The organism is Staphylococcus nepalensis (assembly GCF_014635045.1).
Lineage (GTDB): Bacteria > Bacillota > Bacilli > Staphylococcales > Staphylococcaceae > Staphylococcus > Staphylococcus nepalensis.
In genome coordinates this window covers 278,192-302,228 of record NZ_BMCF01000003.1, presented here as the reverse complement: position 1 = coordinate 302,228, position 24,037 = coordinate 278,192, and the positions used below count along the sequence as shown (strand labels likewise).

Annotated in this window: 18 protein-coding genes; 5 read left to right on the top strand and 13 right to left on the bottom strand. The window is 34.5% G+C overall.

All coding sequences use genetic code 11. The features are described from left to right. Window positions 1-233: 233 nt before the first annotated feature. On the bottom strand, window positions 234-1,106 hold the full coding sequence (locus tag IEU88_RS07000) for a GNAT family N-acetyltransferase (protein WP_103373201.1): 873 nt from the start codon (window positions 1,104-1,106) through the stop codon (window positions 234-236). 188 nt (window positions 1,107-1,294) lie between these two features. Between IEU88_RS07000 and IEU88_RS06995 the strand changes: the two genes are divergently transcribed. Continuing rightward, the gene (locus IEU88_RS06995; RefSeq protein WP_096810993.1) at window positions 1,295-1,564 is read left to right on the top strand and encodes a hypothetical protein; all 270 of its coding nucleotides are present in this window, start codon (window positions 1,295-1,297) and stop codon (window positions 1,562-1,564) included. Between the two features lie 187 nt (window positions 1,565-1,751). Here the strand turns inward: IEU88_RS06995 and IEU88_RS06990 are convergent, their stop codons facing one another. Then, complete coding sequence (locus IEU88_RS06990) at window positions 1,752-2,720, bottom strand: LysM peptidoglycan-binding domain-containing protein (protein ID WP_103373202.1); 969 nt, start codon at window positions 2,718-2,720, stop codon at window positions 1,752-1,754. A gap of 162 nt (window positions 2,721-2,882) precedes the next feature. Next, on the bottom strand, window positions 2,883-3,662 hold the full coding sequence (locus IEU88_RS06985) for an arylamine N-acetyltransferase family protein (protein WP_103373203.1): 780 nt from the start codon (window positions 3,660-3,662) through the stop codon (window positions 2,883-2,885). A gap of 448 nt (window positions 3,663-4,110) precedes the next feature. Here IEU88_RS06985 and ilvD point away from each other — a divergent pair, with 448 nt between their 5' ends. Beyond that, window positions 4,111-5,811, top strand: a complete 1,701-nt coding sequence (gene ilvD, locus IEU88_RS06980) for a dihydroxy-acid dehydratase (protein WP_103373204.1) — start codon at window positions 4,111-4,113, stop codon at window positions 5,809-5,811. A gap of 798 nt (window positions 5,812-6,609) precedes the next feature. Here ilvD and IEU88_RS13690 read toward each other — a convergent pair. The 3 genes from IEU88_RS13690 to IEU88_RS06965 form a co-directional block, all read right to left on the bottom strand. Next, window positions 6,610-6,849, bottom strand: coding sequence for a GNAT family N-acetyltransferase (locus IEU88_RS13690; RefSeq protein ID WP_255312551.1), 240 nt, complete (start codon window positions 6,847-6,849; stop codon window positions 6,610-6,612). 563 nt (window positions 6,850-7,412) lie between these two features. Further along, window positions 7,413-9,860 (bottom strand): YSIRK-targeted triacylglycerol lipase, encoded by a 2,448-nt coding sequence (lip, locus tag IEU88_RS06970; RefSeq protein ID WP_103373015.1) that lies wholly within the window; start codon window positions 9,858-9,860, stop codon window positions 7,413-7,415. Window positions 9,861-10,245: 385 nt separating this feature from the next. Continuing rightward, window positions 10,246-11,574, bottom strand: a complete 1,329-nt coding sequence (locus IEU88_RS06965) for a sodium-dependent transporter (RefSeq protein WP_103373016.1) — start codon at window positions 11,572-11,574, stop codon at window positions 10,246-10,248. A gap of 293 nt (window positions 11,575-11,867) precedes the next feature. Here IEU88_RS06965 and brnQ point away from each other — a divergent pair, with 293 nt between their 5' ends. Further along, window positions 11,868-13,172 carry a branched-chain amino acid transport system II carrier protein gene (gene brnQ, locus IEU88_RS06960; protein ID WP_103373017.1) on the top strand — a complete coding sequence of 435 codons (1,305 nt, stop codon included), beginning with the start codon at window positions 11,868-11,870 and terminating at the stop codon, window positions 13,170-13,172. A gap of 319 nt (window positions 13,173-13,491) precedes the next feature. Further along, complete coding sequence (locus tag IEU88_RS06955) at window positions 13,492-13,863, top strand: iron chaperone (protein WP_096811000.1); 372 nt, start codon at window positions 13,492-13,494, stop codon at window positions 13,861-13,863. A gap of 434 nt (window positions 13,864-14,297) precedes the next feature. On the opposite strand, the gene IEU88_RS06950 is transcribed toward IEU88_RS06955, so the two are convergent. Further along, window positions 14,298-15,038 carry an alpha/beta hydrolase gene (locus IEU88_RS06950; RefSeq protein ID WP_103373018.1) on the bottom strand — a complete coding sequence of 247 codons (741 nt, stop codon included), beginning with the start codon at window positions 15,036-15,038 and terminating at the stop codon, window positions 14,298-14,300. Between the two features lie 505 nt (window positions 15,039-15,543). Between IEU88_RS06950 and IEU88_RS06945 the strand changes: the two genes are divergently transcribed. Then, complete coding sequence (locus IEU88_RS06945) at window positions 15,544-16,770, top strand: pyridoxal-phosphate-dependent aminotransferase family protein (RefSeq protein WP_103373363.1); 1,227 nt, start codon at window positions 15,544-15,546, stop codon at window positions 16,768-16,770. Window positions 16,771-16,885: 115 nt separating this feature from the next. Here the strand turns inward: IEU88_RS06945 and IEU88_RS06940 are convergent, their stop codons facing one another. From IEU88_RS06940 to allD, 6 genes are all read right to left on the bottom strand, one after another. Beyond that, window positions 16,886-18,094, bottom strand: a complete 1,209-nt coding sequence (locus IEU88_RS06940) for a CynX/NimT family MFS transporter (RefSeq protein ID WP_103373364.1) — start codon at window positions 18,092-18,094, stop codon at window positions 16,886-16,888. A 108-nt stretch (window positions 18,095-18,202) separates the two neighbouring features. Further along, complete coding sequence (arcC, locus tag IEU88_RS06935) at window positions 18,203-19,150, bottom strand: carbamate kinase (protein WP_103373365.1); 948 nt, start codon at window positions 19,148-19,150, stop codon at window positions 18,203-18,205. Window positions 19,151-19,163: 13 nt separating this feature from the next. Then, a complete protein-coding gene (locus tag IEU88_RS06930; RefSeq protein WP_096811005.1) occupies window positions 19,164-19,934 on the bottom strand; it encodes an oxamate carbamoyltransferase subunit AllH family protein in 771 nt (256 codons plus the stop codon). Continuing rightward, complete coding sequence (locus IEU88_RS06925) at window positions 19,931-21,196, bottom strand: YlbE family protein (protein WP_096811006.1); 1,266 nt, start codon at window positions 21,194-21,196, stop codon at window positions 19,931-19,933. The genes IEU88_RS06930 and IEU88_RS06925 overlap by 4 nt, the downstream gene beginning before the upstream one ends. A 1-nt stretch (window position 21,197) precedes the next feature. Further along, window positions 21,198-22,958 (bottom strand): acyl-CoA synthetase FdrA, encoded by a 1,761-nt coding sequence (locus tag IEU88_RS06920; protein ID WP_103373366.1) that lies wholly within the window; start codon window positions 22,956-22,958, stop codon window positions 21,198-21,200. Between the two features lie 15 nt (window positions 22,959-22,973). Further along, window positions 22,974-24,023: an ureidoglycolate dehydrogenase gene (gene allD / locus IEU88_RS06915; protein WP_096811008.1), complete on the bottom strand. Its 1,050-nt coding sequence runs from the start codon at window positions 24,021-24,023 to the stop codon at window positions 22,974-22,976. Window positions 24,024-24,037: the final 14 nt, after the last annotated feature.

The window sequence follows — 24,037 nt, the reverse complement described above, 5'->3', positions numbered from 1 at the left end:
AAACAAAGTAAAAATCATCCGTTTTATAGAGTGACTGAGCCATAATTATAACTTAGTCACAAGTATGGTATATATAGGGTATAGTTAATACAAAAAGGTTATCAATTGTTATGCTAGCGACACTTACCCGCGAACTTTAACGCTCATATTCTTTCTCCCTGGTCATTAAACTTCTGAGGGAGGATGAAATTCATTTTAGAAAAATATGAATGCTGTCATGCTTTCTCATTGACTTAATTTGACAGTTTTTTCTTCAGAATATTGACGGGTCGCCCTTCTAACAAATCATCACCGATATATTGGTATCGGCATTGCATGTAAAGTGTTCGTGCTTTAGTATTATCGGTATTCACCGTTAAGTATATCTCGTTGATGTCTGGGTAATTTTGCATAACATATTGTGGTAATGCTTGTATAACTTGTTTTCCATACCCCATGCCACGGTATTTATAATCTATACTAAACGATCTAAAAAAAATCGCCTTAGGATTTTCCGTATATGGCGCTACGCCCTTGCCTCCATGCAAGGTAAAGAAACCAATACATTGCTTTTCAACGTTATATACTAATGTTGGATGACGTTCTTTATCGTGCATAGCTAGTTCAATATTTTCCAAAGGCGTTTTTGTGAATTTTCGGTCGTCTTTCGTTATATTCAAGTTTGCTACATCATCATGTAACGACGAATCATAGGGCGTCAAGATAACCTCAGAGCTTAAGTCTTTTTGTTTTGAAAATGCAATCCATGTTATTACAGCAGGCGCAATCTGCTCAGACTCGTTTTTATCAAACCATTTTAATGCAGTTATTTCTTGCGCTGGTTTAATCGATGACCATTCAATATCTAGCGTAGTAGAAAAACAATTCAGCTCTGTTTTAGTATCTTTTTGAGGGTAAGCATCTCCTATAACTGTACCTAAATAGCGAAATGTGTACGCCGGGATATCTAATTGTAACTCCTCGTTTATTTCCCTTTTCAAAGCTTGTACCATTGATTCACCTGGATCTATTTTGCCACCTGGAAAATAGTACTTCTTCCGATGTCTTGCTTGTACTAATAACAACTTATCGTTTGACTCAACTACTAAACATACACATTTTATCATCGTTAACATCTCCCTAGACAAGCATCTCACTAAAATGCAAACTATTTTTTTCTTTCAGCGCTTATGTTACCATAACCCGTTATTCAAGCAAACGTCTGTGTGTCGCTCATTAATGTTTTTCACTACAGACTTCTCTACGATTAATGTTATAATAAATCAATCTATTTTATAAACGGAGGACTTCACAAATGGCTAAAAAATCAAAACTTAACCGCATATCTAATACAATCAATTTTGCAGGTATTGCTGTAGAAGGCTTTAACTGGTATGCATATCAATCCAAAAATAAAAAATTACTTTATGTTAGCATGGCTATTACAAGTGTTGGTGCGCTACTAGATTTTTATACTGCCTTAAAATCACCTAAGAAGTTCGCTAAAATCTTTTCAACATTTACACTTGCAAGCACGTTGTTATCAACTGCAAAACGTATTAAGTCATTACGTCATGAACCATAAATTATAAAACGCCAATAAATAAGACGATGGATACTATAGCGCACTTGTTACATTTATAAAGCAAACAATTTTAATATGATGTATCTATCTGTAATAAAAAGCAAAAACCTTCACTATTTTCATTTTATTTAATGAAAACAGTGAAGGTTTTATTATTTATTACATTTGTTCAATGTATCTCAATTCATTAATGAATATATTTATATGAACTTACTTGAGACGCAGGTATTGTTCTATATGTAACAACACCTGGCGCAGCGCTATAATTCATTTCAGAAACAGTAATACTGCCATTTGAGTTTACAGATTCTACAAATGCTACATGACCATAATACCCCATATCACTCTGTAAGATTGACCCCACAGTCGCCCGGTGATCTACAGTATAACCATCTCCTGGTGCAGCATTATCCCAGTTATTAGCATTCCACCAATATGTACTAATACCTTTACCAATTTGAGCACGTTTATTAAATACGTGCCACGTGCATTGTCCCCAATCGTACAAGTTAGAATGATTAAATACTGGTGTTTGATACCCAGTTGAACCCGTAGATGTACCTGAACTAGCTGTACCAGATATTTTCAATTTCTGACCTGGATAAATGTTAAAATTTGTAAGACCATTCAAGCTCATAATTTTTTGATATGTTGTTCCATATCTTGCTGCAATGACTGATAATGAGTCACCTGATTTCACCGTATAAATTATCGTACGTCCGTTCGTGCTACCTGAAGTATTTGAACCGCTTGTGTCAGCCGAACCAGATACTTTTAATTTTTGGCCAGGATAGATAGTGTGATTTGACAATCCATTTAAACGCATAATATCCTGATACGTTGTTCCGTACTTAGCAGCAATAGATGATAATGAATCTCCTGACTTCACGGTATATGTTGAACTGCTTGAACCACTAGTTGAAGTATTAGAGCTTGTTGACCCTGAAACTTTCAATGTTTGATTTGGAAAAATCACATTAGACGTCAAATGATTTAAAGACTTCAACTTTGCTACTGAAATATTATATTTATTTGCTATTGACCAAAGTGAATCTCCACTTTTAACTTTATACGTTGTAGCAGCATCTGCACTGGTAGCGTTAAAAGCCGCTAACGCACCTGTCCCAATTGCAGTCGCTATTATTTTTTTTCGCACTTATGTATACCTCCCAATATAAATCCGATACATTTTATGTCTATGACTCTTACTATTATACAATTCAATTTAATCATTTTGTATATAATTTGTATGACATTATTATTACAAAACAAAACTTTTGTTATTTTGTTGAAATATATAGGAGGCGATACATAAATTTCATTCTAACGTCTGTATATTAATATCAGTTATATTAAAAAATCGCTGCAAAAATTGCTTATAATTCTGCCGTGTGACACGTAACTTTTCTTTTTGTCCATATTTTGTAATCGTAAGATGGTCATTGGACATTGTCACTCTACCATATGGTTTAGCTTTGCTAATAATAAGTTTTTGTAAAAATATTGATTCCTCATTATATTGATTGAACGCAATGCCTTTTGCAAAATCATCCAATACTTTGGGATTATCTTTAAATTGATACTGTATTTGCCAATCCTTTTGGACTGCTTTTTTCATTTCAAATGTTTGAAAATCCTTTTTACTTACTTTAAATTTACCATTCACATCATCCACTATTGTATCTGGGGATGAAACAGGGATTGCTGCTTTTGGTACATCAGCATAGCCAACATCCACTAAATATTTTTTCTGATTTAAAATCACAATCAATGCCATATGTGAACCTTCCATAGCCCAACTCGAGCCGTTTTTAATTGTCGCAGACACTATATATACTTCAAAACCTTTAGCTTTTAAATATTGATAAAATAACCTGTTTTGTTCGTAACAAAAACCACCTCTGTGTTCATCAACAATTTTTTCTATCATGGATTTATTATCTAACGCGATAGGCTGTCTATTTTGAACATTTATATTCTCAAAAGGTACATTGAGCACATAACTACCAATATAATGATTTAAAGTTTCCAAATTAATATCACTGTACGATTGATGATCGATGCTCAGGTAATTTTCTAATACTTTAAAATCCGTCATACGAACCCTCCAAAATCCTATTATGCTTACTTCCATTCAAAATAAGGTTGCACATCAAACCACTCGATAAATTTCAAACTATATTGTTAAAAATATGATCAAAAAACATACGAGCCCTATTTTTTACAATCTATAAGTGTGTATGACTGTTTCATTCATACACGCTTAAATCAATGTACACTTTTCATTAATATATTTGCTATCAACTCATATAATAAACGGTCACGCACACGATAAACAACTTTTTAATATTGACATCAACTACATAAATAGATATTGTATATGTCTATACAGTTATACAAAAATTCAGTAAAATTAATAAAAGTACCATGTTATATATTTGGTTCAATAATATGTTTTTTACATATATCATCAAACATGATATTTTATAGCTTAATTTTTCAGATTATTCACAATATATAGATATTTGATTTTTGGAGGAGATTATTTGAGTAAAGAAAAATCGCATAATGAACAACCAAAAGATTTGCGAATCCGAAGCAAAGTAATTAGCGAAGGAATAAGTCGTACGCCAAATCGCGCATATTTAAGAGCACTTGGTTTTGAAGATGAAGACTTTGAAAAACCAATGATTGGCGTCGCTAGTACTTGGAGCGAAGTTACACCTTGTAATATGCATATTGATGGTCTTGCACGTGCATCTAAACGTGGTATAAGTGAAGCAGGTGCTTCGCCATTAATTTTTAACACCATTACAGTTTCAGATGGGATTTCTATGGGTACTGATGGCATGCGCTTTTCACTCCCCAGTCGTGAAATCATCGCAGATTCAATTGAATCTGTAGTCAGTGCTGAAAATTTAGATGGCGTAGTAGCAATTGGTGGCTGTGATAAAAATATGCCAGGTTGTATGATTGGTATCGCCCGCCTTAATCTGCCAGCTGTTTTTGTATATGGTGGTACCATATTACCCGGAAAATTAGATGGGAAAGATTTGGATGCTGTATCCGCATTTGAGGGCGTGGGTCAATACAACAATGGAGAAATAGATAAAGAAGCATTACATAAAGTAGAATGTGCAGCATGTCCTGGAGCTGGATCGTGCGGAGGCATGTTTACAGCCAATACGATGTCTTCTGCTATAGAAGCGATGGGCATGAGTTTACCTGGAAGCGCGTCACATCCAGCTGTATCTACAAATAAATCTAAAGATAGCCGTGCAGCAGGGAAAGCTGTTTATCATTTATTAGAACAAGGCATTTATCCTAAAGATATCATGACTAAAGAAGCATTTGAAAATGCTATCACTGTAGTCATGGCGCTTGGTGGCTCTACAAATGCCATTTTACATTTATTAGCTATCGCCCATACAATCGACGTAGATTTGACACTTGATGATTTTGAAAAAATCCGTAAACGCGTACCGCACATCGCTGATTTAAGACCGAGCGGTAAGTACGTTATGGCACACCTTGATGAAGTCGGTGGTGTGCCAGGCGTTATGAAGTTACTACACGAAAATGGTTTAATCCATGGTGATTGTTTAACTGTAACAGGTAAAACAGTGGCTGAAAATTTAGAACAGCAACCAAGTCTTTCTGACAATAAAGAAATCATTGATTTTGATCAACCGAAACATCCTACTGGACCACTTGTAATTTTGAAAGGAAATTTAGCACCTGAAGGCGCAGTAGCTAAGATTTCAGGTTTAAGTGTCACATATATTAAAGGGCCTGCTAAAGTGTTTGATTCTGAAACACAAGCAACTAAAGCAATATTGAGAGATGATATCAAACCTGGGGATGTGGTAGTCATTCGCTATGCTGGACCAAAAGGCGCGCCAGGCATGCCGGAAATGTTATCAGCTTCTTCCATTTTAGTAGGTAAAGGATTAGGAGAATCTGTAGCATTATTAACTGATGGGCGTTTTTCAGGGGGTTCACATGGCCTTGTAGTAGGCCATGCGGCACCAGAGTCTCAAGTTGGTGGACCTATGGCACTACTTGAAGAAAATGACATCATAACAATTGACGCTGAAAATTTAGAAATTAGTTTTGACGTGCCTGATGAAGAGCTAGAACGTCGTAGCAAGGCATGGCAAGCGCCTGCATTAAAAGAAACACGCGGTACATTAGCAAAATATGCTAAACTCGTATCATCTGCTTCTAAAGGGGCGATTACAGATTAATTGATCAATATTTTAAGCATTATCATCAAATTTATATATGATGGTAATGCTTTTTGTATTTCTTTAATAACTATAATATTTTTTATATACTCATTTGCCTTTATCTGTATAAAAGCGAATTTTAAATTTTGAAACATTTTATTTCAAAGTAACTTATATAATTTCTCTTTCTTAAGTTCTTCATTTTCATTTTAAAAACATTATTGAATCTTACTTTAAAACCAATATAACTTGTTAAATAATATGGTACTCAAATATAAAGCTATCTAGAACACTTTTGAATTCTCTATTGTTTTATTTTTTTATTAATTGTCATTTCAGAATAATTTTTTGCTATTCAGGGATTTTCAAACAAAATTTTGCACAATTCTTTTATAGTGAAGTTAACAAATAAAAGCGAGGTGAGATACATGAGCTTTATCATTGATATCATCAAAAAAATCGTTGGTTTATTCACAGGCAAATAATTTCTAATCTCTCTAAAGGGTCTGATACGCCATGTATCAGATTCTTTTTTGATTCCATTGATAAATAGATTTATAGCATTTTTCTAGTAATTACCTTTAAAAACACTACTTATAAAACGCATATAATCCACTTGCTCCTAGTAGTAATGTTGCGTGAATTTAGTTTTTTGTTCTGCTTTTCTAAATCTTAATATTCTAACAAGACAAGCCATGTTACTCAAAAATTTGATATCTATCTTGTATCTAGCTTCATAAAATTAGAAAGTATGTTTTGAGTTGTTCAATCTTACCATTCTATTTTTAAAACACCCATTTTAATCGCGTCAAAGTATCAACCATTGACTGTTTTAGCTTCACGAATACATACTTCTTCTTGCATGCCTACTTTTTCAGCTAGCTTTATCTTCCGTCTATTACAAGACCAAATTGAAATACCCAGCCTATGTATAAAATTTTGTTTGAATAAATAATCTATCCATATTTTAAAAGCTTCTGTGCCAATGCCAGATTCCCAATCATTATTATCAGAAATTACAACGCCTACTTCTAACCAATTCGTGTTTTCATCAATTCAATAAACATTTACTGTGCCTATAAAATGCCCATCAACTGCGATTGCCAACATGCTTTCAATATTATTTGAAATATAGCAATGGTTTTTTTACGTATTCTCGAAATTCATTTTCAGTCATGTATTTTGCTTTAATATAGGAGGATTCTATTTTTTAGCTTTCTGTTTAAGTTCTTTATATTTCCAAAAATATAATTCTTTCATTAGAAATGCGTCTATAGTTATCACTTCACCACGTGAAAATGCTATGCTCATCATACCCTTTCTCTAAAAACAAGGATAAGAAACCGAAAACATTCCGTTTGATTTCCTATCCTCCTGCTTATATTTCGTGGTCAAGATGCTTCTTAATATTAAATGAAATTGACTAAGTGTATGGATCATAAAGTGCACCACGTATCTTATTAGTCAACGCAATTATTTTTTATTCAGCGCTATATATCATATTTTATTATTTATGAAAATAAAGTCTTAATAATATTGAATAATGAACCTATTAGATCTAAGAAATCTCCACTCATCATTTTCTCCTCACTTTCTTTAAATATACTTATTTCATTATGTTAAGCTTCTAACGCTTCATTCTTCACTAAATCTGATGCAATTTGCTCATAAAGTTGACTTAATTCTGCTTGTGAACGCTTCGTATCATTGTTATCTTGGCCAACGAAATCTGCATGATCCCAGCCATGCATAATCGGTGTCACTTGCCAAACACCTTTTTTGATATTATCCGAAGCTTCAACAAAATTCTGATTAAATGGATGGAGAGCAGAAATCGTCGAAACCAGCCCATCATTCACACGCCAATCTTTTTCTGCTGCTTTTCCAATCACATTACCTGTAAGTACCATACCTAAAAACATATTAATATCTGATTTTTGTCTACCAAATAGTCCATCTCTGGTAGATTCACCTGTATATGTTTTATAAACAATATTAGGATTTAATGATGTCTTTTTATTTAATTCAGTGGCGCCTGCTCTTGTTAAATCATAAAAACCATTGTCATTTGTGGTCCATAATTTGCTATCTTTTAAGCGATTAACATATTGACTATACGTCTCATCGTCTTTTTGTTGTAACCCCCATTGTGCTAAACCAAAATCAACGTTTGAATATTTATTACCCTTTAATTTTGTATAATCGAATGCTACTTGTCTAATTAATGCTTCGTTTCCTAATTCATCTGCAGCATGTGTGCCATTATGTGGTGTAGCTAATGTCGTAATAGAACTAATCATATTATCATGATTACCTTGGAATAAAGGAGATATCTCTCCACTATGTTGTTTTTGATATTCAATTTCTTCTGAGTTGCCATTGCGCAAATATTCTTCCATTTGCCTAATCGTTTGGCCGCCCATGCTATGACCTACTAAATGTACTTTTTGACCTGGTTGCCAATCTTTATATACACCTTCATATGTTTTTCCGTAGCGATCATGACCATATTTTTCAGCATGTGCAGCACCATAATCTACCGTGCCGCCTTTAATGTAATAATACAGCTCTACTGCTCTGTCATGGTTACTGCTAAGAGCCCCGATACTTGCTTCATACGTGTTATAACCTTTTTGCTCTAAATCTTGTTGGATATTTAATTTATCGCCGCCCCAATAATGAGGTAAAACTGAAGGCTTAATATCGTCTGTAAATCCATTAAAACCATGTACTAAAATAATAGGATCTTCGTTGTTATATTGACTTTGTTTTGCTTTCTTTGTAGGTTGTTCTTCTGCTTTTTCATAGGTTTGTTGCTCGGTTTGATTATTTGTAGTTGCCATTGCATTTTTCTTAAGTAAAGTTAAATTTTTGTCCTGTTCATCTTTTTGTTTATCGCTTTGTCTTTCTTTACTGCCTATTTGATTGTTTTTTAAATCTTCAAATTGAACTGGTTGATTTACATGCGATTGCATGGTACTTCCGTCAACTGCCGACACTTTGTTTCTCTCATTTTCATTATTTTCCAGGTCTACTTCGTTCGATGGCTCTGTTTTAATTTTATCGCTTTCGTTATATTCCGGGTCTACTTCGTCCGAGGCTTCTGTTTTGTTTTTGTCATTTTTATTATTTTCCGGGCTTACTTCGTTCGAGGCTTCTGTTTTAGTTTTATCGCTTTCGTTATATTCCGGGTCTACTTCGTCCGAGGCTTCTGTTTTGTTTTTGTCATTTTTATTATTTTCCGGGCCTACTTCGTTCGATGGTTCTGTTTTAGTTTTATCGCTTTCGTTATATTCCGGGTCTACTTCGTCCGAGGCTTTTGTTTTGTTTTTGTCATTCTCGTTATATTCCGGGTCTACTTCGTTCGAGGCTTCTGTTTTAGTTTTATCGCTTTCGTTATATTCCGGGTCTACTTCGTTCGAGGCTTTTGTTTTGTTTTTGTCATTTTTATTATTTTCCGGGCCTACTTCGTTCGATGGCTCTGTTTTAGTTTTATCGCTTTCATTATATTCCAGGTCTACTTCGTCCGAGGCTTCTGTTTTAGTTTTATCGCTTTCGTTATATTCCGGGTCTACTTCGTCCGAGGCTTCTGTTTTAGTTTTATCGCTTTCGTTATATTCCGGGTCTACTTCGTTCGAGGCTTCTGTTTTGTTTCTCTCATTTTCATTATTTTCCTGGCCTACTTCGTTCGAGGCTTCTGCTTTGTTTCTGTCATTCTCGTTATATTCTGGGGCTTCTTTGTTTAATGTCCCTTCACCCACGTCTTCCAGTTCAACATTCGTTTTATCGTTATGTAAGCTGTGTTCACTTGAAGTTTGTTCATCATTCTTCAAACCATTTTTTTCATTAACCAATATATGACTTTGTGCATCCCCTGTCGCCCCACTACTTTTAATTCCCTCAATATTATCCTTGTCATTTTGACGCTCAATTTCACTCATTTGGCTATTTGTCTCTGCAGCTTGTACACTATTATCTATACCTATCAATAACAATGAACCTATTAAAATAGATGATGCGCCAAAAGTGAATTTACGAATACTGTACTTATTTTTGCTTGGCTCCATACATAGCACCTCTTGATTAATAAATTTTGACGATTAAAATAAGCTTCTTTTTCCCTAAATGAACAAATTCAATATAAAGCGTGGAATTAACTCAAAAAACTTACCAATAATTGCTTTCATAACGTTTAACCTCCTCAATAGAAAACGCTTTCAAAAATATAAAAAAATAATTATCTATTAAAAATAGGTGGTTTAAACTATACTCAATTTTTAATAAATAATTTGGTTAAATTATACTAAAACCACAAAATATAGTCAACAATATAAATGTTAAACATATATTTTGCGTTGATTTGACATTTTATCAAATAAAACGCCCCCTTCTACTAAGCAGATCACATTCCATGAATACTTAATAAACGGGGACGTTCGCACGGGTTTATTTCTATATAAATTGCACAACAAATATTAATATAATTACAATTGGTAAAATAAATTTAATTAAATAATACCATGGTATAAATAATTTAAATCTATCATTTCCAAAGTGTGCTTTTAACTCTTTTTTATTTAATAATTGACCTACCACAAGCGTAGTGCCTAACGCACCTAAAGGCATTAAAATATTAGAAACAAGAAAGTCCATATTATCAAAAATAGTTCCTGCAGCAAACTTGATATGATTCAAACTTCCAAATGATAATGTCGCTGGAATACTGATGATAAAAACAAGCAAACTCATATAAAATGCCACAGGTTTACGTTTTGAATTATCATTTTTCGTAAAGTTTGAGACATTGAGTTCAAGTAATGAAATCGAAGACGTCAATGCTGCAAATAAGAATAATATTAAAAAGATTAAATAAAATCCTTGACCATATGCCATTTGATCAAACACTTTTGGCAATACTTTAAATAATAAACCCGGGCCTTCAGTTGGACTATAACCAAAAGCTGAAATCGCAGGGAATATAGCTAAACCAGCTAGTATCGAAACAAGAATATTCATCGCTACTATCGAGATAGCCGATGTTTTAATTGTCATTTCCTTGGACGCATAGCTAGCATAGGTGATCATCCCTGTTGTTCCTAAGGAAAGTGTAAAGAAAGATTGACCAAGTGCAAATAAGATGCCCTCAATGGATATGTCTTCTACACGTGGTTGTAATATATATTTCAATCCTTCAAATGAACCCTCAAGAGATAAAGACTTAGTTACTATGATAACTAAAAAGATAAATAATAATGGCATCATAAATTTGGATGCCTTCTCTAATCCTTTTTCTACACCCATCATGACGATAATCATCGTTAATAAAATAAATATGCCTTGACCAACGATTGTTAACCATGGGTTACTAATAATCGATTCAAATTGAATTTGTCCTAATTGGCCTGCGTTCAATGACAATATTTGAAGCGCCACATTGAAAATATAAATGATAATCCAACCGCCGATAACACTATAAAATCCAAATAATATAAATACAGCCAAATTACCGTTCCAACCAATAATATTCAACCATTTTTTATTTGTTAATTTTTCATAAATTTTAGTTGTATAGGTTTTGCCCATTTTACCTACTGTAAACTCCATCATTAATAATGGAAGACCCACAAACAATGTAAATATTAAAAACATTAATAAAAATGCGCCGCCCCCATATATGCCTGCCATATATGGGAATTTCCACATTGCACCTAATCCTATAGCAGAGCCCGCACTCGCTAATATGAAGCCCATCGAAGACTTCCATTGTGATTCATTATGCATAAGTCCATACATCCTTTATTTTTTCATTAAACTTTATCACGTTAAAGCGTTTATGTAACATAGGAACTACTATAACATTTTTTTGAATTGAGCTCAATAGGTAATTATGCTATGTCCTCTTTATCATATGATATGACAAGGTTTAAGTATTTAATATAAATACTTATACACAGCTATGCTGACCAATTTCAAGTGTTTAATTTTCTGAAATTTCATTGAATTCGTATAACTTTTATGTTATATTAATGTATGTTTTGCAACAATTAATTATATAAATAATAGAGGTATTAAAAATGAATAGACTCATACTGATTTCTGGTCTTATGTTATTCTCATTTTTCTTTGGCGCCGGAAATCTCATATTTCCACCTATGTTAGGATATACAGCTCAAGAAAATATGTGGGTTGCAATGATAGGATTTTCAATTACTGGTATTCTATTACCATATTTAACTGTTATTGTCGTTGCTTATATGAATGGCGGTGTTGAAAGTATTGGTAATAAAGTACATCCTTTATTTGGCACTATTTTTGCTATTTGTATTTATGCATCTATTGGCGCTTTATACGGTATTCCACGTGCCGCAAATGTCGCTTATGAAATCGGGACAAGAAACGTTTTGCCGGTACATAACCAATTTACTTTAATTATATTTTCAGCAGTCTTTTTCTTAATTGTTTATTTAATCGCGCTATACCCAAACCGTATTATAGACAATTTAGGTAAGTACCTGACACCTATTTTAATTTGTATTATTGCGATTTTATGTATTTTAGTCATCATTAATCCTGAGGGCTCAATTGGTGAATCTGGCGGTGATTTCGCTCAAACGCCTCTTATTTCTGGTGTTTTAGAAGGTTATTTCACAATGGATCTCGTTGCGGCATTAGCCTTTTCTGTCGTGATTGTTCAAAGCTTTAAATTGAACGGCGTCAATAACCAAAAATTACTTGTTAAAAATGTAGTTAAAGCTGGTTTTATTTCTGCGATTTTGTTATTAATCATTTATTTCGCATTAGCTTATGTAGGTGCAACAACAGATCAAGCTGGCTTTAAAGATGGCACGGATATTTTAACTTTTAACTCTTTACGTGTGTTTGGCACTTTCGGTAACTTAATTTTCGGCGTGATTGTAATCTTAGCTTGTTTAACAACGTGTATCGGGCTTGTAAATGCTTGTTCTGCTTTCGCTATGAAAAAATTACCAAAAATTTCTTATAAAGTATTTGTACTCATTTTTTCATTATTAGGCTTTCTTGTATCAACATTAGGTTTAGAGCTTATTTTAGAAATTGCGGTGCCTTTACTAACATTTATCTATCCAACGTCTATCGTGTTAGTGCTCATTTCACTGTTAAGTATCTTTATACCATTTGAAATGAAATATAGCTTTATCATACCAACTATTGCAACATTGATCATTTCTTTATTGCAAATACTAAATGATTTTAATTTATTTAAATTGCTTAACGTGCTATACATGCACTTACCATTAGCTGATATTCAATTAGCTTGGTTAGTACCATTTATTATATTACTCATTATTGGTTTGATCATCGATTATGTTACAAATAAATCAAATACAGCAATTACTTAAACAATGGTACAAATAAACGACCTATCATAATAGGATTTAAAAAACACTTTCGTAGCATTTACATTAACAATGCGCCTATACGAAAGTGTTTTTTTTATTTAAATTGTTGAAGAAAGAAGATAAGTTTATATTTTCCAAAAAGATACCGCGATCCTACATTAGTAGGGTGAATTGAAAACTTAATATAAATAAATTTATACTGACTATCTGTTATTTCATTTTGTCTATTTATTCTCTGAATCGATATATTTATGCAACATTGGTATAGTATGATTAAGCCATGTGCTAAAAATCAATAATTAAGAATGGAGCGTTTTTTATGACTGAATTTAATGATTTCTTACAATCACTGGAAAATGACAAACAAAAAGCAACTATGGAAGACATATTCAACTGGGTTTCCGAAACGTTTCCTAAACTTGAAACCACTGTAAAATGGCACCAGCCTATGTTTACACACCACGGTACGTTTATCATCGCTTTCAGTAAATCAAAACAACATTTTTCAGTAGCACCAGAAGCTAAAGCAATAGCTAAGTTCACAAAACAAATTGATGCGTCTGCTTATTCGCAAACCAATAATTTATTCCGTATTAAATGGTCTCAAGATGTTGATTATTCATTATTAAAGTCTATCATTCAATTCAATATTGAAGACAAAGCAGATTGTACTACTTTTTGGAGATCGTGATATTCTGTTAAAACGGTTAACAACTTGAGCTATATTCAAATCGTTAATCTATTTTATCTATAATGAAATTAAAAACTTAAATAACAGTGTGTTGCTCAGACACTTATTTTGCTTTAAAGATTTTCTACTCGATCAACCGAAAATGGCTAGAAAAAAGAATACAAAATATTTTCATCCTAGCCATCTATGATCAGTATCCCTATTCAAGCAGAAACGGGTTTATGACACAATTTCTTTATAAGGATATTCATAAGATTGCATGAGCTAACCTCATGCATAAGTGCTACTAGTCTTCATAAATGAGGAAGTAGTACTTTAGAAGTAGCGCTTAAAAGTGAGACTGTCATTTTCATTCTACTCATCTACCGCCGATATCCTATATCATATGGGTGTGTGGATTCGTACTGGCTTTTTACAATGCCTTAGCAATTTCTTTAAGTATAGTCTTCAAAAAAGGCGATAATATCTTGTTCTACTTCAAGATGGCCTTCGCCGTATGTCATTAAATGTTTACATGTAGCATAACCTTGAATTTCTTTATCTTTATGTGCGATTTGCCTATAAATATAATTCGCGCTTGTTTCGTAAGCATCTTCATCTTGTTCCCCATATTTTATAGCAATAGGTGCTGATATATCATTTAAATTTGCCATGGCTTGATCTACTAATGCTTTAAATTTGTCTAATCCCTGTGCGTAATCATCTATTTTTTCAATTTGTTGTTGGATTGCTTCATGAGATAAACCAACCAAATTGCCCATGCGCGTACCATAATATTCAAGTCTACCAATGAGGCCAGCGTCGTCTTTACTAAATGGCGTAGACATCACTACAATTGAGTCAATCTTTTTTTCTTCCGCCAATTTTAGAGATAGTATGCCACCTAAAGATATACCGCAGACGCTGATATTTGAATAACCTTTTTCTTGTAAAAAATGATAACCATCTAGCGCATCTTGCCACCAATCAGTCGCATCATATGCCATTAATGATTCAAGCATCAGTCCATGTCCCTTATAAGAAGGCACATAACATGTAAAGCCGGCTTTATTTAATTTTGTAGCCAACAACTTTACGTCTCTTACAGTACCCGTAAAGGAATGTAATAATAATACTGCATGCTCAGAAGATGTATCCTCCAAATAAATTGAATTAGGTTCTTTAACGTTTATCATCAATTGTCACTCCAACTTTTAAAATTATTATAATTGTAATAGAAATAGTTTCACTATACAAAGCAATAGATTTACTAGATTAAATAAAATGATTTCGTAATTATCCATCTTATCAAACGGTTCGGTTTTTATGTATTTTCAAACAAAAATACAAGCCACTCTCTAAAAGAAAGTAGCTTGCATCTATGAGGAAGTCTGGAAACATGCCCGAGAACATGCTCACAGAAACCCATAGTTTGTTTTGCATGCCAAGGACATGCTTTTATAGTGTACAATTTTATTTATTGTTTTTCAATCATTCATAAAGTTTTTAAAATTACAAAAATAGTTCAATACTCAATATCATCATAAAGCCCGTTTTAAATAAAAGCAGATAATCCAAATATTATTTTTGTAATATTCTGACAAATTATTGTTAAATAATTATCAATTTTGACGAATATATTATACTTCTAATACAGTATAATATATAATGACGTAATTTATAGAAAATGAGGTAATAAATATGGATGATTTGAAAATCAACAAACGATTAATTATGACACCAGGTCCAGTAAGCGTAGACCCCCGTGTTTCACAAGTAATGTCAAATTCTATTTTAGGTCAATTTGACTATGAGTTTGTAGACATTATGAATCAAACGATGGAACTAATCCGTAAATCATTTTTAACTAAAAACCAATGGTCATTTCCAATTGATGGTACAAGTCGAGCTGGTTTAGAAGCTGTGATTTCAAGTATCGTTAAACCTGGTGATGAAGTCTTAGTACCTGTAATTGGACGCTTCGGTTATTTATTTACTGAACTCGTTACACGCGCAGGCGGCAAAGTACATAATATACACAAACCAATGGGTGAAGTCTTTGATCAATCGGAAATCATTGAAGCCTTAGACCAATATAAGCCCAAAGTGCTTGCTATCGTACATGGTGAAACATCTACCGGTAGATTACAGCCTATTGACCAAATTGGTCGTGCATGTAAAGAAAGAGGCATATATTCCGTTGTAGATGCTGTCGCAACCTATCAAGGCATGGTTATTCCTGTAGACGACTGGGAATTAGATGCTGTTATTGGCGGCGCACAAAAATGTTTATCTATCCCTTCAGGTATCACCCCGATTACCTTTAATGATAGATTCAGCGATGCTATTAATGAACGCAAACGTGTAGAACTTGGCATACGTTCTACTGAAACAACAGAGCAAGACCACTTTATCCGAAGCAATTACTTAGATTTAACACAATTACAAGATTATTGGAGCCCGAAACGTCTAAACCACCATACTGAGTCCACAACTTCTATATACGCACTGTATACTGGTTTGAAATTAGCATTGTCAGAAGGTATTGAAGCACGCGCACAACGCCACGCATTCCATCAAGAAGGATTAAAAGCAGCGCTAAAAGCTTTAGGTTTAGAAATTTATGGCGATGAATCTAATGAAATGAAAATGGTTATATGTGTAAATATTCCAGAAGGTGTAGAGGATGCTCCATTCAGAAATGGATTATTAAAAAATTACGGCATAGAAATTGCAGGATCATTTGGCGATTTACAAGGTAAGATTTGGAGAATTGGTATCATGGGATATGCCGTACAAAAACAAAATATTTTAACATTTCTATCTGCTTTTGCAGCTTACCTGCTTTCACAAGAGAATATCAAACATTTAAATATAGCAGATGCTATTAAAACTTTAGTTAATTATTATGACAGCAATGAAGTTTAAACACAGATTTAACTTATAAGTTTCAGCATAAATAAAAGATACAACCTCATGCTCGTATGAATGGGGTTGTACCTTTATCTTATATCGTTATATTTCAATTTCGTTCTTAATTTGATTATTCATCTTCTACAACTCTATTTTTAGCTGCTGGGTAACCAAAGATAAAGAATAGTACTGCCATTAACAGCAGCGCAATAATGCCTGACACCCAACTTCCTGTAAAATCATGTAAATATCCGATTAAGAATGGCCCTACTGCAGCAATTAAATAACCCACTGATTGACCAAATCCTGATAAAGAGATACTTCCATCACTTGTTCGCGCACGTATAGAAAAGAACGTCATACATAAACTGAAGCATGCGCCCATAGCTAAACCTGCAATAATAATACCAATAATAAGTAATACTAATGATTGCGTAAAGAACAAGCCAAAACCAACCAAGAATAAAATAGTAATAATCACAACTAAAATACGTTGGTCTTTCAATTTAGATGCTATGATTGGAAACGTGAATGTCATAGGTACTTGTGAGAATTGGTTGAGCATTAATAAATACCCAGCTGTCGATGGATCGAGTCCTCTATCGACAAGTATAGATGGCACCCATGCAACAACAGTATAAAATACCATAGATTGGAACCCCATCGTTAAAGCAACCATCCAAGCTAATTTAGATTTAGCGATATTTATCTTTTTGTGCTGTTTCCATTGTGTTTCGTCAATGGTTTGTTTTTCTAATTTAGCACCACTTCGTGCTTTTGGTATCCATAAGATAATTGCAATAATCGCAAGAATAATCCAAAACGATAATGATAATCTAAAGCCAAGTGGTGACTGAGATAGTGGGAAACTTAATCCACCGCCTAACCCAGCCGTAAAATTCATTGTCCCACTGTAAATACCTGTAGCGACTCCAATTTGCATTGGGAAGTACCATTTTACATAACTTGGTAATACCACATTACCAAATGCAATAGCAATACCTAAAACCAATGTACCAATAATGAATAACGTGAAATCACCCGCTACACGTAAATATAATCCAATGATTAATAATATCGTAGAATAAAGGATTGTACGAGACATGGTTAAGCGTGCTGTTACTCGCGATACTAATGGAGAAACAACAGCAAAAATAATTAGCGGTATAGTAGTTAAGATGCCAGCAACACTGTTATTAATTTCCATTACATGCTTAATCTCATCAACTACAGGCCCTACTGATGTGAGTGGCGCACGTAATGTAGAAGCGATAAATACGATTGCTAAAATTACGCCCCAATTTTCTTTAATTCTATGTATACGATAGGGTTCAGTCATCTTATACCACCTTTCTTCAAAATCTTTTAATATAATAATACAACGAACCGATCAAATGAAGATCATTTGAACGATTCGCATGTATCAGTTTTATAATTAGCTAATCAATTATTGATTTGCATTTAATAAAATACGTGTACCTGCTTTACCTTCCAACGCTTCAATTGCATCATCTAATGAACAAATAATCGCTTCTTTGCCCATTTCAGCAAATTGAATTGCAGCTTCAATCTTAGGTAGCATACTTCCTGCAGGGAATTGCCCTTCAGCGACATAAGCTTTCGCTTCATCTACTGAAATTGTTTCTAATTTTTCTTCATTTGGTTTACCAAAGTTCACACAAACATTTGATACATCAGTTAACATCATGAATGTATCTGCATCAACTTGTTGCGCAAGTTTCAAACCAGAACGGTCTTTATCGATAACCGCTTCAACGCCTTGAATGCTTCCTTCTTCATCATGGTAAACTGGTATACCACCGCCACCAGATGAAATAACGATAGCTTGGTCAATGAGTGCTTTAATTTGGTTTACACCGTGGATTACAAGTGGTTCTGGCGATGGAACAACACGACGGTATCCTCTACCAGCATCTTCTACCATTACAAAACCATGCACTTCTTCTAAACGTTTTGCTTCAACTTCGTCAAAGAATACGCCGATAGGTTTAGTTGGATTTTCAAATGCTTTATCGTCTTTATCTACTTCTACCATTGTCAATAATGTTACAACATCACTTTGAATGTCTAATGCATGTAAATGGTTTTTTAATGCTTCTTCCATCATATAACCAATAAAACCTTGTGATTCAGCATTACAAGCGTTGATTGGAAGCGGGTCGACAATGTCTTTTGCCGCTTCATTTTGAGCGATAATATTGCCAACTTGTGGCCCATTACCATGTGTAATGACAACATTATGTCCAATTTTTTTCAATTCTGCCATTTTACGTGTAGCAGCATACACATTGTTATATTGATTTTCGTATGACGCTTCTTGTTTAGGTTGTAAAATTGCGTTACCACCTAGAGCAAGTACAACACGCTTACTCATACGTTTCACTCCTTCAAGTTAATGCTACGAACATGCCATAAACTGTGTCTCTTCCTGATGACGAGCCTACTTTTAGCAGTCGATCAATGTTTTCCAGTGACGGTTCATGTTGTAACTTTGATATTTTTGAACTGAATAATCCTTTTTGTGCACATTTTAAAAAAGTTTCTCCTACTAGCGTCGTTAATGATTCGTTAAGTAGTTGTTTTAATTTTTCTAAATTTGGTTTTCTAATATACGGATTGGTAAAATGAATAAACAACATACCAGTTAGGATGTCATCACCAGAAGGCGTTAATCCCTCTCCTCTACCAATTAGATAGCGGTAATATTGTTCTATAGTTTCAACATCTTCATATTCTAATGCGTACATGATTCGGCTCATTGTTTGGCGGTCAAAGTCACCATCATCATACATCGTAAAATCATATGTCGATAAATTTGCTTTAAGGTTATCAGTGTTTACACTGTCAACGAGGTCTTTAAATGGCAATGATGCAACATGCCAAACGAGTTGGCATGTTTTACTTATATGAATCGTGTTAGGACCTATTGTGAGTTGTTGGTTTAATTTAATTTCATTAAGCAAACTATGTTTCGTTTGTTGGTCCACTAATATACCGAATGGAAACATACCGTTTTCATCAGTACCTATAAATATAAGCTCTTGCGCATCATTTACAATATTGAAGCCTTTTTTAAAAATACTGTGCACATAAAATGTCTTTCGATTTTCTAATATTTCCTTGGCAATATCGCCTATAGCAGTTGCGCGAAAAATCACGCTTTAAAGCCTAATTTCTCTGCGTATGCAGTAATTGCTTTTTCAAAACATTCAATTGGTGGGTGAACTGTACCTGCACCAATTTGTCCATATCCAGCAATTTTATGAGCGATACCTGTATTAATAACCGGTGTGATACCTGTTTCCACAACTTTACGGGCATCAATGCCTAAACATGCCCCTCTAAAATTCCATGTAGGGATTGCAAAGTTAGGGTTTTCACCGATGCAAATTTCAGTCATTTCGTTACTGATGTCTAAAGCGTCGTCAAAGCCACCAGTACCAACAAAGCGAGTTACTGCTGGCGCAGCGATCATTGCCATACCACCAACACCGATTGTTTCAGTAATTGCAGAGTCACCAATATCAGTGTTTGCATCTTCGGCAGAATAACCTGTAAAGAATAATCCGTGAGGCGTGTTTACTGGCGCAGTGAACCATTCGTCACCCATACCAGCGATACGAATACCAAAGTTTTCCCCGTTACGACACATAGCAGTAACAACCGTACCATGTTCGATTGTACGCGCTGCATCCATCATCGCTTTACCTGTAGCCATTGCTACGTTTAAGAAGAATTGGTCTGTATCTGCTAAGAATTGGAGTACTTCTGTACGTTTTTCTGCTGCTACATCTTCTAATGACGAGATAATTGGCGTCACTTCTTTTAAGAATGCTAATGAAGCTGCAATATTACGTTGGTGGAATTCATCACCCATTGCAATAGCTTTAGCAATTAATACGTTTACGTTTAAACCGTCATCCATTTTGTGTAATGCTTTACTTAAAACTGGGCCTAAAACATCTTTCATCCAGTGAAGACGATTGATTACAGTTTCATTGTAAGCACCAAAACGTAATACCGCTCCAATACCTTCGTTCATTTGGCAATACGCTTCATTACCTGTTTCTCTATTTTCAACAACAAGTACAGGCATATTAGCAGAAGTAATACCACCCATTGGGCCAACTGTATTTACATGGTGGCATGGGATAAAAGTAATCTGTCCTTCTTCTAATAACTTACGTGCACCTTGTTCATTGTCAGCCCATCCTTCGAAAAGGATGGCACCTACACAAGAACCTTGCATTGGGTCCGTCATATTTTCATATTTAATTGGTGGACCAGCATGTAATAATACATTTTCTTTGAGTTCAGGAATTTTAGATTTAGCAGGCACTACATCTACTAAAAATGGCGCTGCTGCAATCATCTTGTCAATGACTGCTTGGTTAGCTTCATCTATTGTTTTGTAACCCATTTTATACCGTCTCTCCTTCATAATTGTTTAAGAATTGAAGTACTTTCATTAATTTTTCATCCCCACCAGCAATTGGGCGCCAATTAAATTGAACGACTGGTGCATCGCTTGCTTGGATTGCTTCAGTAAAGCTCTTCAGTCCAATATTAATAACGCTTGGTTTCATGTTGATTAAATTCATTATTTTTTCATCCACAGTTAAATCAACTGGTTCTGATTCAAATGATTTTGTTTCTAACATTGGTTGTTCAACACTGCTGCCTACTAAATTAAGTGCAGTACGAACCATTTGGTCGTTTGTTTCACAAACAATTGCGCCAGCTTCTTTTAACGTGTTAACTTGACTATCATAACCTTGATGATCATGTTGTGTACCTACAACTGTAGTAAGTATCGCCAATGAACGGCCCTCAGCGTTTACTTTATCTAAAATCGCTTTGATTGTAGGCGCAAGTTCGTTTGCCATATCATCATGACTACCGTAACCAATCACGTTATCTAACATAATGACAGCAGTGGATGGGTCATCTGATGAAGTTTCTAACATTTCAATACGTTTTGAAGGATCGATCATTGGGTGTGGTCTACCTTGCGTATAAATATCATCACCTAAGTCAATGATTTCATGATTTCCACCTTTATAAGAGAATCCTTCTGGTGTTTCTGCGCCTGAATTATCTCCTAATGTATCTTTGACTAACATAGCAGCTTCTGATGCTAACGTGCCACCTGAGTAGTAACCTTTAATACCATCTTGGTTATCAGCAAACGTAATATCAAGGTCTGCTTTAAATGATGGATTAAATTGAGGCGTTTCATCATTAGATAATTGAACAGATACACGTGCTGCTTCTTCTAGTGTATAAGCGTGATAAATATTTTCTTCAGTAAATGCTGGTTTAGCACCTAAGAATAATGTAACCACTGGTTTTTCAATGTTACGTAACATATTTAATACTTTTTCTTCAACTTCTTTAGCTGGCGGCTTAGAAATAACAGTAATGACTTTAACTTTAGGGTCAGCATTTAACGCTTTAATACTATCTAGCATTGTAATAGCGCCGACTTCTGTTGATAAGTCACGGCCACCTGTACCAATTGCATTTGTAACACCTTTACCTTCACGGTCAATGATGGTTGTTACTTCTTGAATACCTGTACCAGAAGCACCGATAACGCCGATATCTCCTTCATTAACGATGTTAGTGAATGCAAGTGGTAAACTGTGGATAATACCTGTACCACAGTCAGGTCCCATAACTAATAACCCTTTATCATGCGCCATTTGTTTTAAGCGTACTTCGTCTTCTTTAGCGACATTATCACTAAACATAAATACGTTTAAATTGTTTTTTAAAGCAGTTTCAGCTTCCATTGCAGCGTATTGTCCTGGGATTGAAATTAATGCTAAGTTTGGATTATTTGCTAATTCTAAAGCGCGGTTCCAGTTTGAAGCTTCATCTTGTTTTTGAGATTTATCTTCGTCGTCGCCTTTGCCTTTTAGCTCAGCATCTACTTGTTCATTTACTTCGTCTACTTTTGATTCATCATCTGTATCTACAATGACAACGATATCATTTGGTTTAGCATTATCTAATGCTTCAGTATCAAATCCTGAAGATCTAAAAATGTCTTTATTCGCAGGCGTTCCCATCATAATTGATACTTGGTTCACGCCATCAATAGCAGATAATTTATTCGATAATAACATTAGTACAATCGAATCTTGGTACGTGTTTTCTTTAATTATTGTATATAACATACTATTCCTCCGTTATTATTCTGCAAATCTGTTTTTTCCGTGGTAACGATCAAAGTGCACATCTTCTGACACTAAGTAATCGTAAATTTCATCCACAATTTCAATGCCTGTTTCATCATATTTCTCACTACGTAAGCGACCACGCTCACCAGGATAGAATATTTCTCCATAACCTTCTGCTGCTGGTTGTGCTTTAAGCTCATCTAACATTGTTGAAATACGTGATTTAAATTGATCTAAATCTGTAAAGAATGCAGGATTGATTACGATGTGTAACTGTCCTAAGTCACGGCCTTTAGTTAGATCTTTATACATTGATGAAACGTGCACACCGTGTGGTACGCCAAGTAAACTACCTGATAAGATATCCACCATCATCATTAAACCATAACCTTTTGGTCCAGCGACCGGTACAAGCGCATGAACGTCTCTTGCGTTTGTTGTTGGCTCACCATTAGCATCAACTGCCCATGTATCTGGGATAGATTGGTGTTTGGCTCTAGCATCAAGCACTTTGCCCCACGCTTGAACTGTTGTAGCCATATCAAAAGTAATGATACGATCATCGTTAGATGGTGCACTAAATGCAATTGGGTTCGTACCAAAATAAGGTTCTGTGCCACCAAACGGTACAACCATTGGATCCGATTGACACATACTTAAACCAACCATATTTGCATTAGATGCCATTTCAACGAAATAACCTAACGCACCACTATGTGAAATATGTTTAACACCTACAACTGCTACACCGTTTTCTTTAGCCATTTCTATCGCTTTCTCCATGGCCTCTTTTGCTGCTTGGTGTCCAGGACCGTTATCTCCTTCAAATACACCAGTAGAAGGACCAGTTTGTTCAAATTGGTAGTTCGGGTTAGCAGTAATACCACCTTTTGCGATACGTTCTGCATAATATTCCACCCTAACAGCACCATGAGAGTGAATACCTCTGTGATCTGCAAAAGTTAAAACATCTGCAACATCTTTTGCAGCATCTTCATTTAAGCCCGCTTTAACCAATTTATTTTTCATTAAATCGAATAAATCATTTTTAGAAACGCGCATATTTCAACCTCCTT

Excerpts from the sequence above, each read along its gene's own strand:
- IEU88_RS06940 (WP_103373364.1), bottom strand. The coding sequence starts at position 18,094 with ATGACTGAACCCTATCGTATACATAGAATTAAAGAAAATTGGGGCGTA.
- IEU88_RS06965 (WP_103373016.1), bottom strand. The coding sequence starts at position 11,574 with ATGCATAATGAATCACAATGGAAGTCTTCGATGGGCTTCATATTAGCG.
- IEU88_RS06920 (WP_103373366.1), bottom strand. The coding sequence starts at position 22,958 with ATGTTATATACAATAATTAAAGAAAACACGTACCAAGATTCGATTGTA.
- IEU88_RS06955 (WP_096811000.1), top strand. The coding sequence starts at position 13,492 with ATGACTGAATTTAATGATTTCTTACAATCACTGGAAAATGACAAACAA.
- IEU88_RS06985 (WP_103373203.1), bottom strand. The coding sequence starts at position 3,662 with ATGACGGATTTTAAAGTATTAGAAAATTACCTGAGCATCGATCATCAA.
- IEU88_RS06995 (WP_096810993.1), top strand. The coding sequence starts at position 1,295 with ATGGCTAAAAAATCAAAACTTAACCGCATATCTAATACAATCAATTTT.
- brnQ (WP_103373017.1), top strand. The coding sequence starts at position 11,868 with ATGAATAGACTCATACTGATTTCTGGTCTTATGTTATTCTCATTTTTC.
- IEU88_RS06950 (WP_103373018.1), bottom strand. The coding sequence starts at position 15,038 with ATGATAAACGTTAAAGAACCTAATTCAATTTATTTGGAGGATACATCT.
- IEU88_RS07000 (WP_103373201.1), bottom strand. The coding sequence starts at position 1,106 with ATGATAAAATGTGTATGTTTAGTAGTTGAGTCAAACGATAAGTTGTTA.
- IEU88_RS06945 (WP_103373363.1), top strand. The coding sequence starts at position 15,544 with ATGGATGATTTGAAAATCAACAAACGATTAATTATGACACCAGGTCCA.
- allD (WP_096811008.1), bottom strand. The coding sequence starts at position 24,023 with ATGCGCGTTTCTAAAAATGATTTATTCGATTTAATGAAAAATAAATTG.
- lip (WP_103373015.1), bottom strand. The coding sequence starts at position 9,860 with ATGGAGCCAAGCAAAAATAAGTACAGTATTCGTAAATTCACTTTTGGC.
- arcC (WP_103373365.1), bottom strand. The coding sequence starts at position 19,150 with ATGAGTAAGCGTGTTGTACTTGCTCTAGGTGGTAACGCAATTTTACAA.
- IEU88_RS06925 (WP_096811006.1), bottom strand. The coding sequence starts at position 21,196 with ATGGGTTACAAAACAATAGATGAAGCTAACCAAGCAGTCATTGACAAG.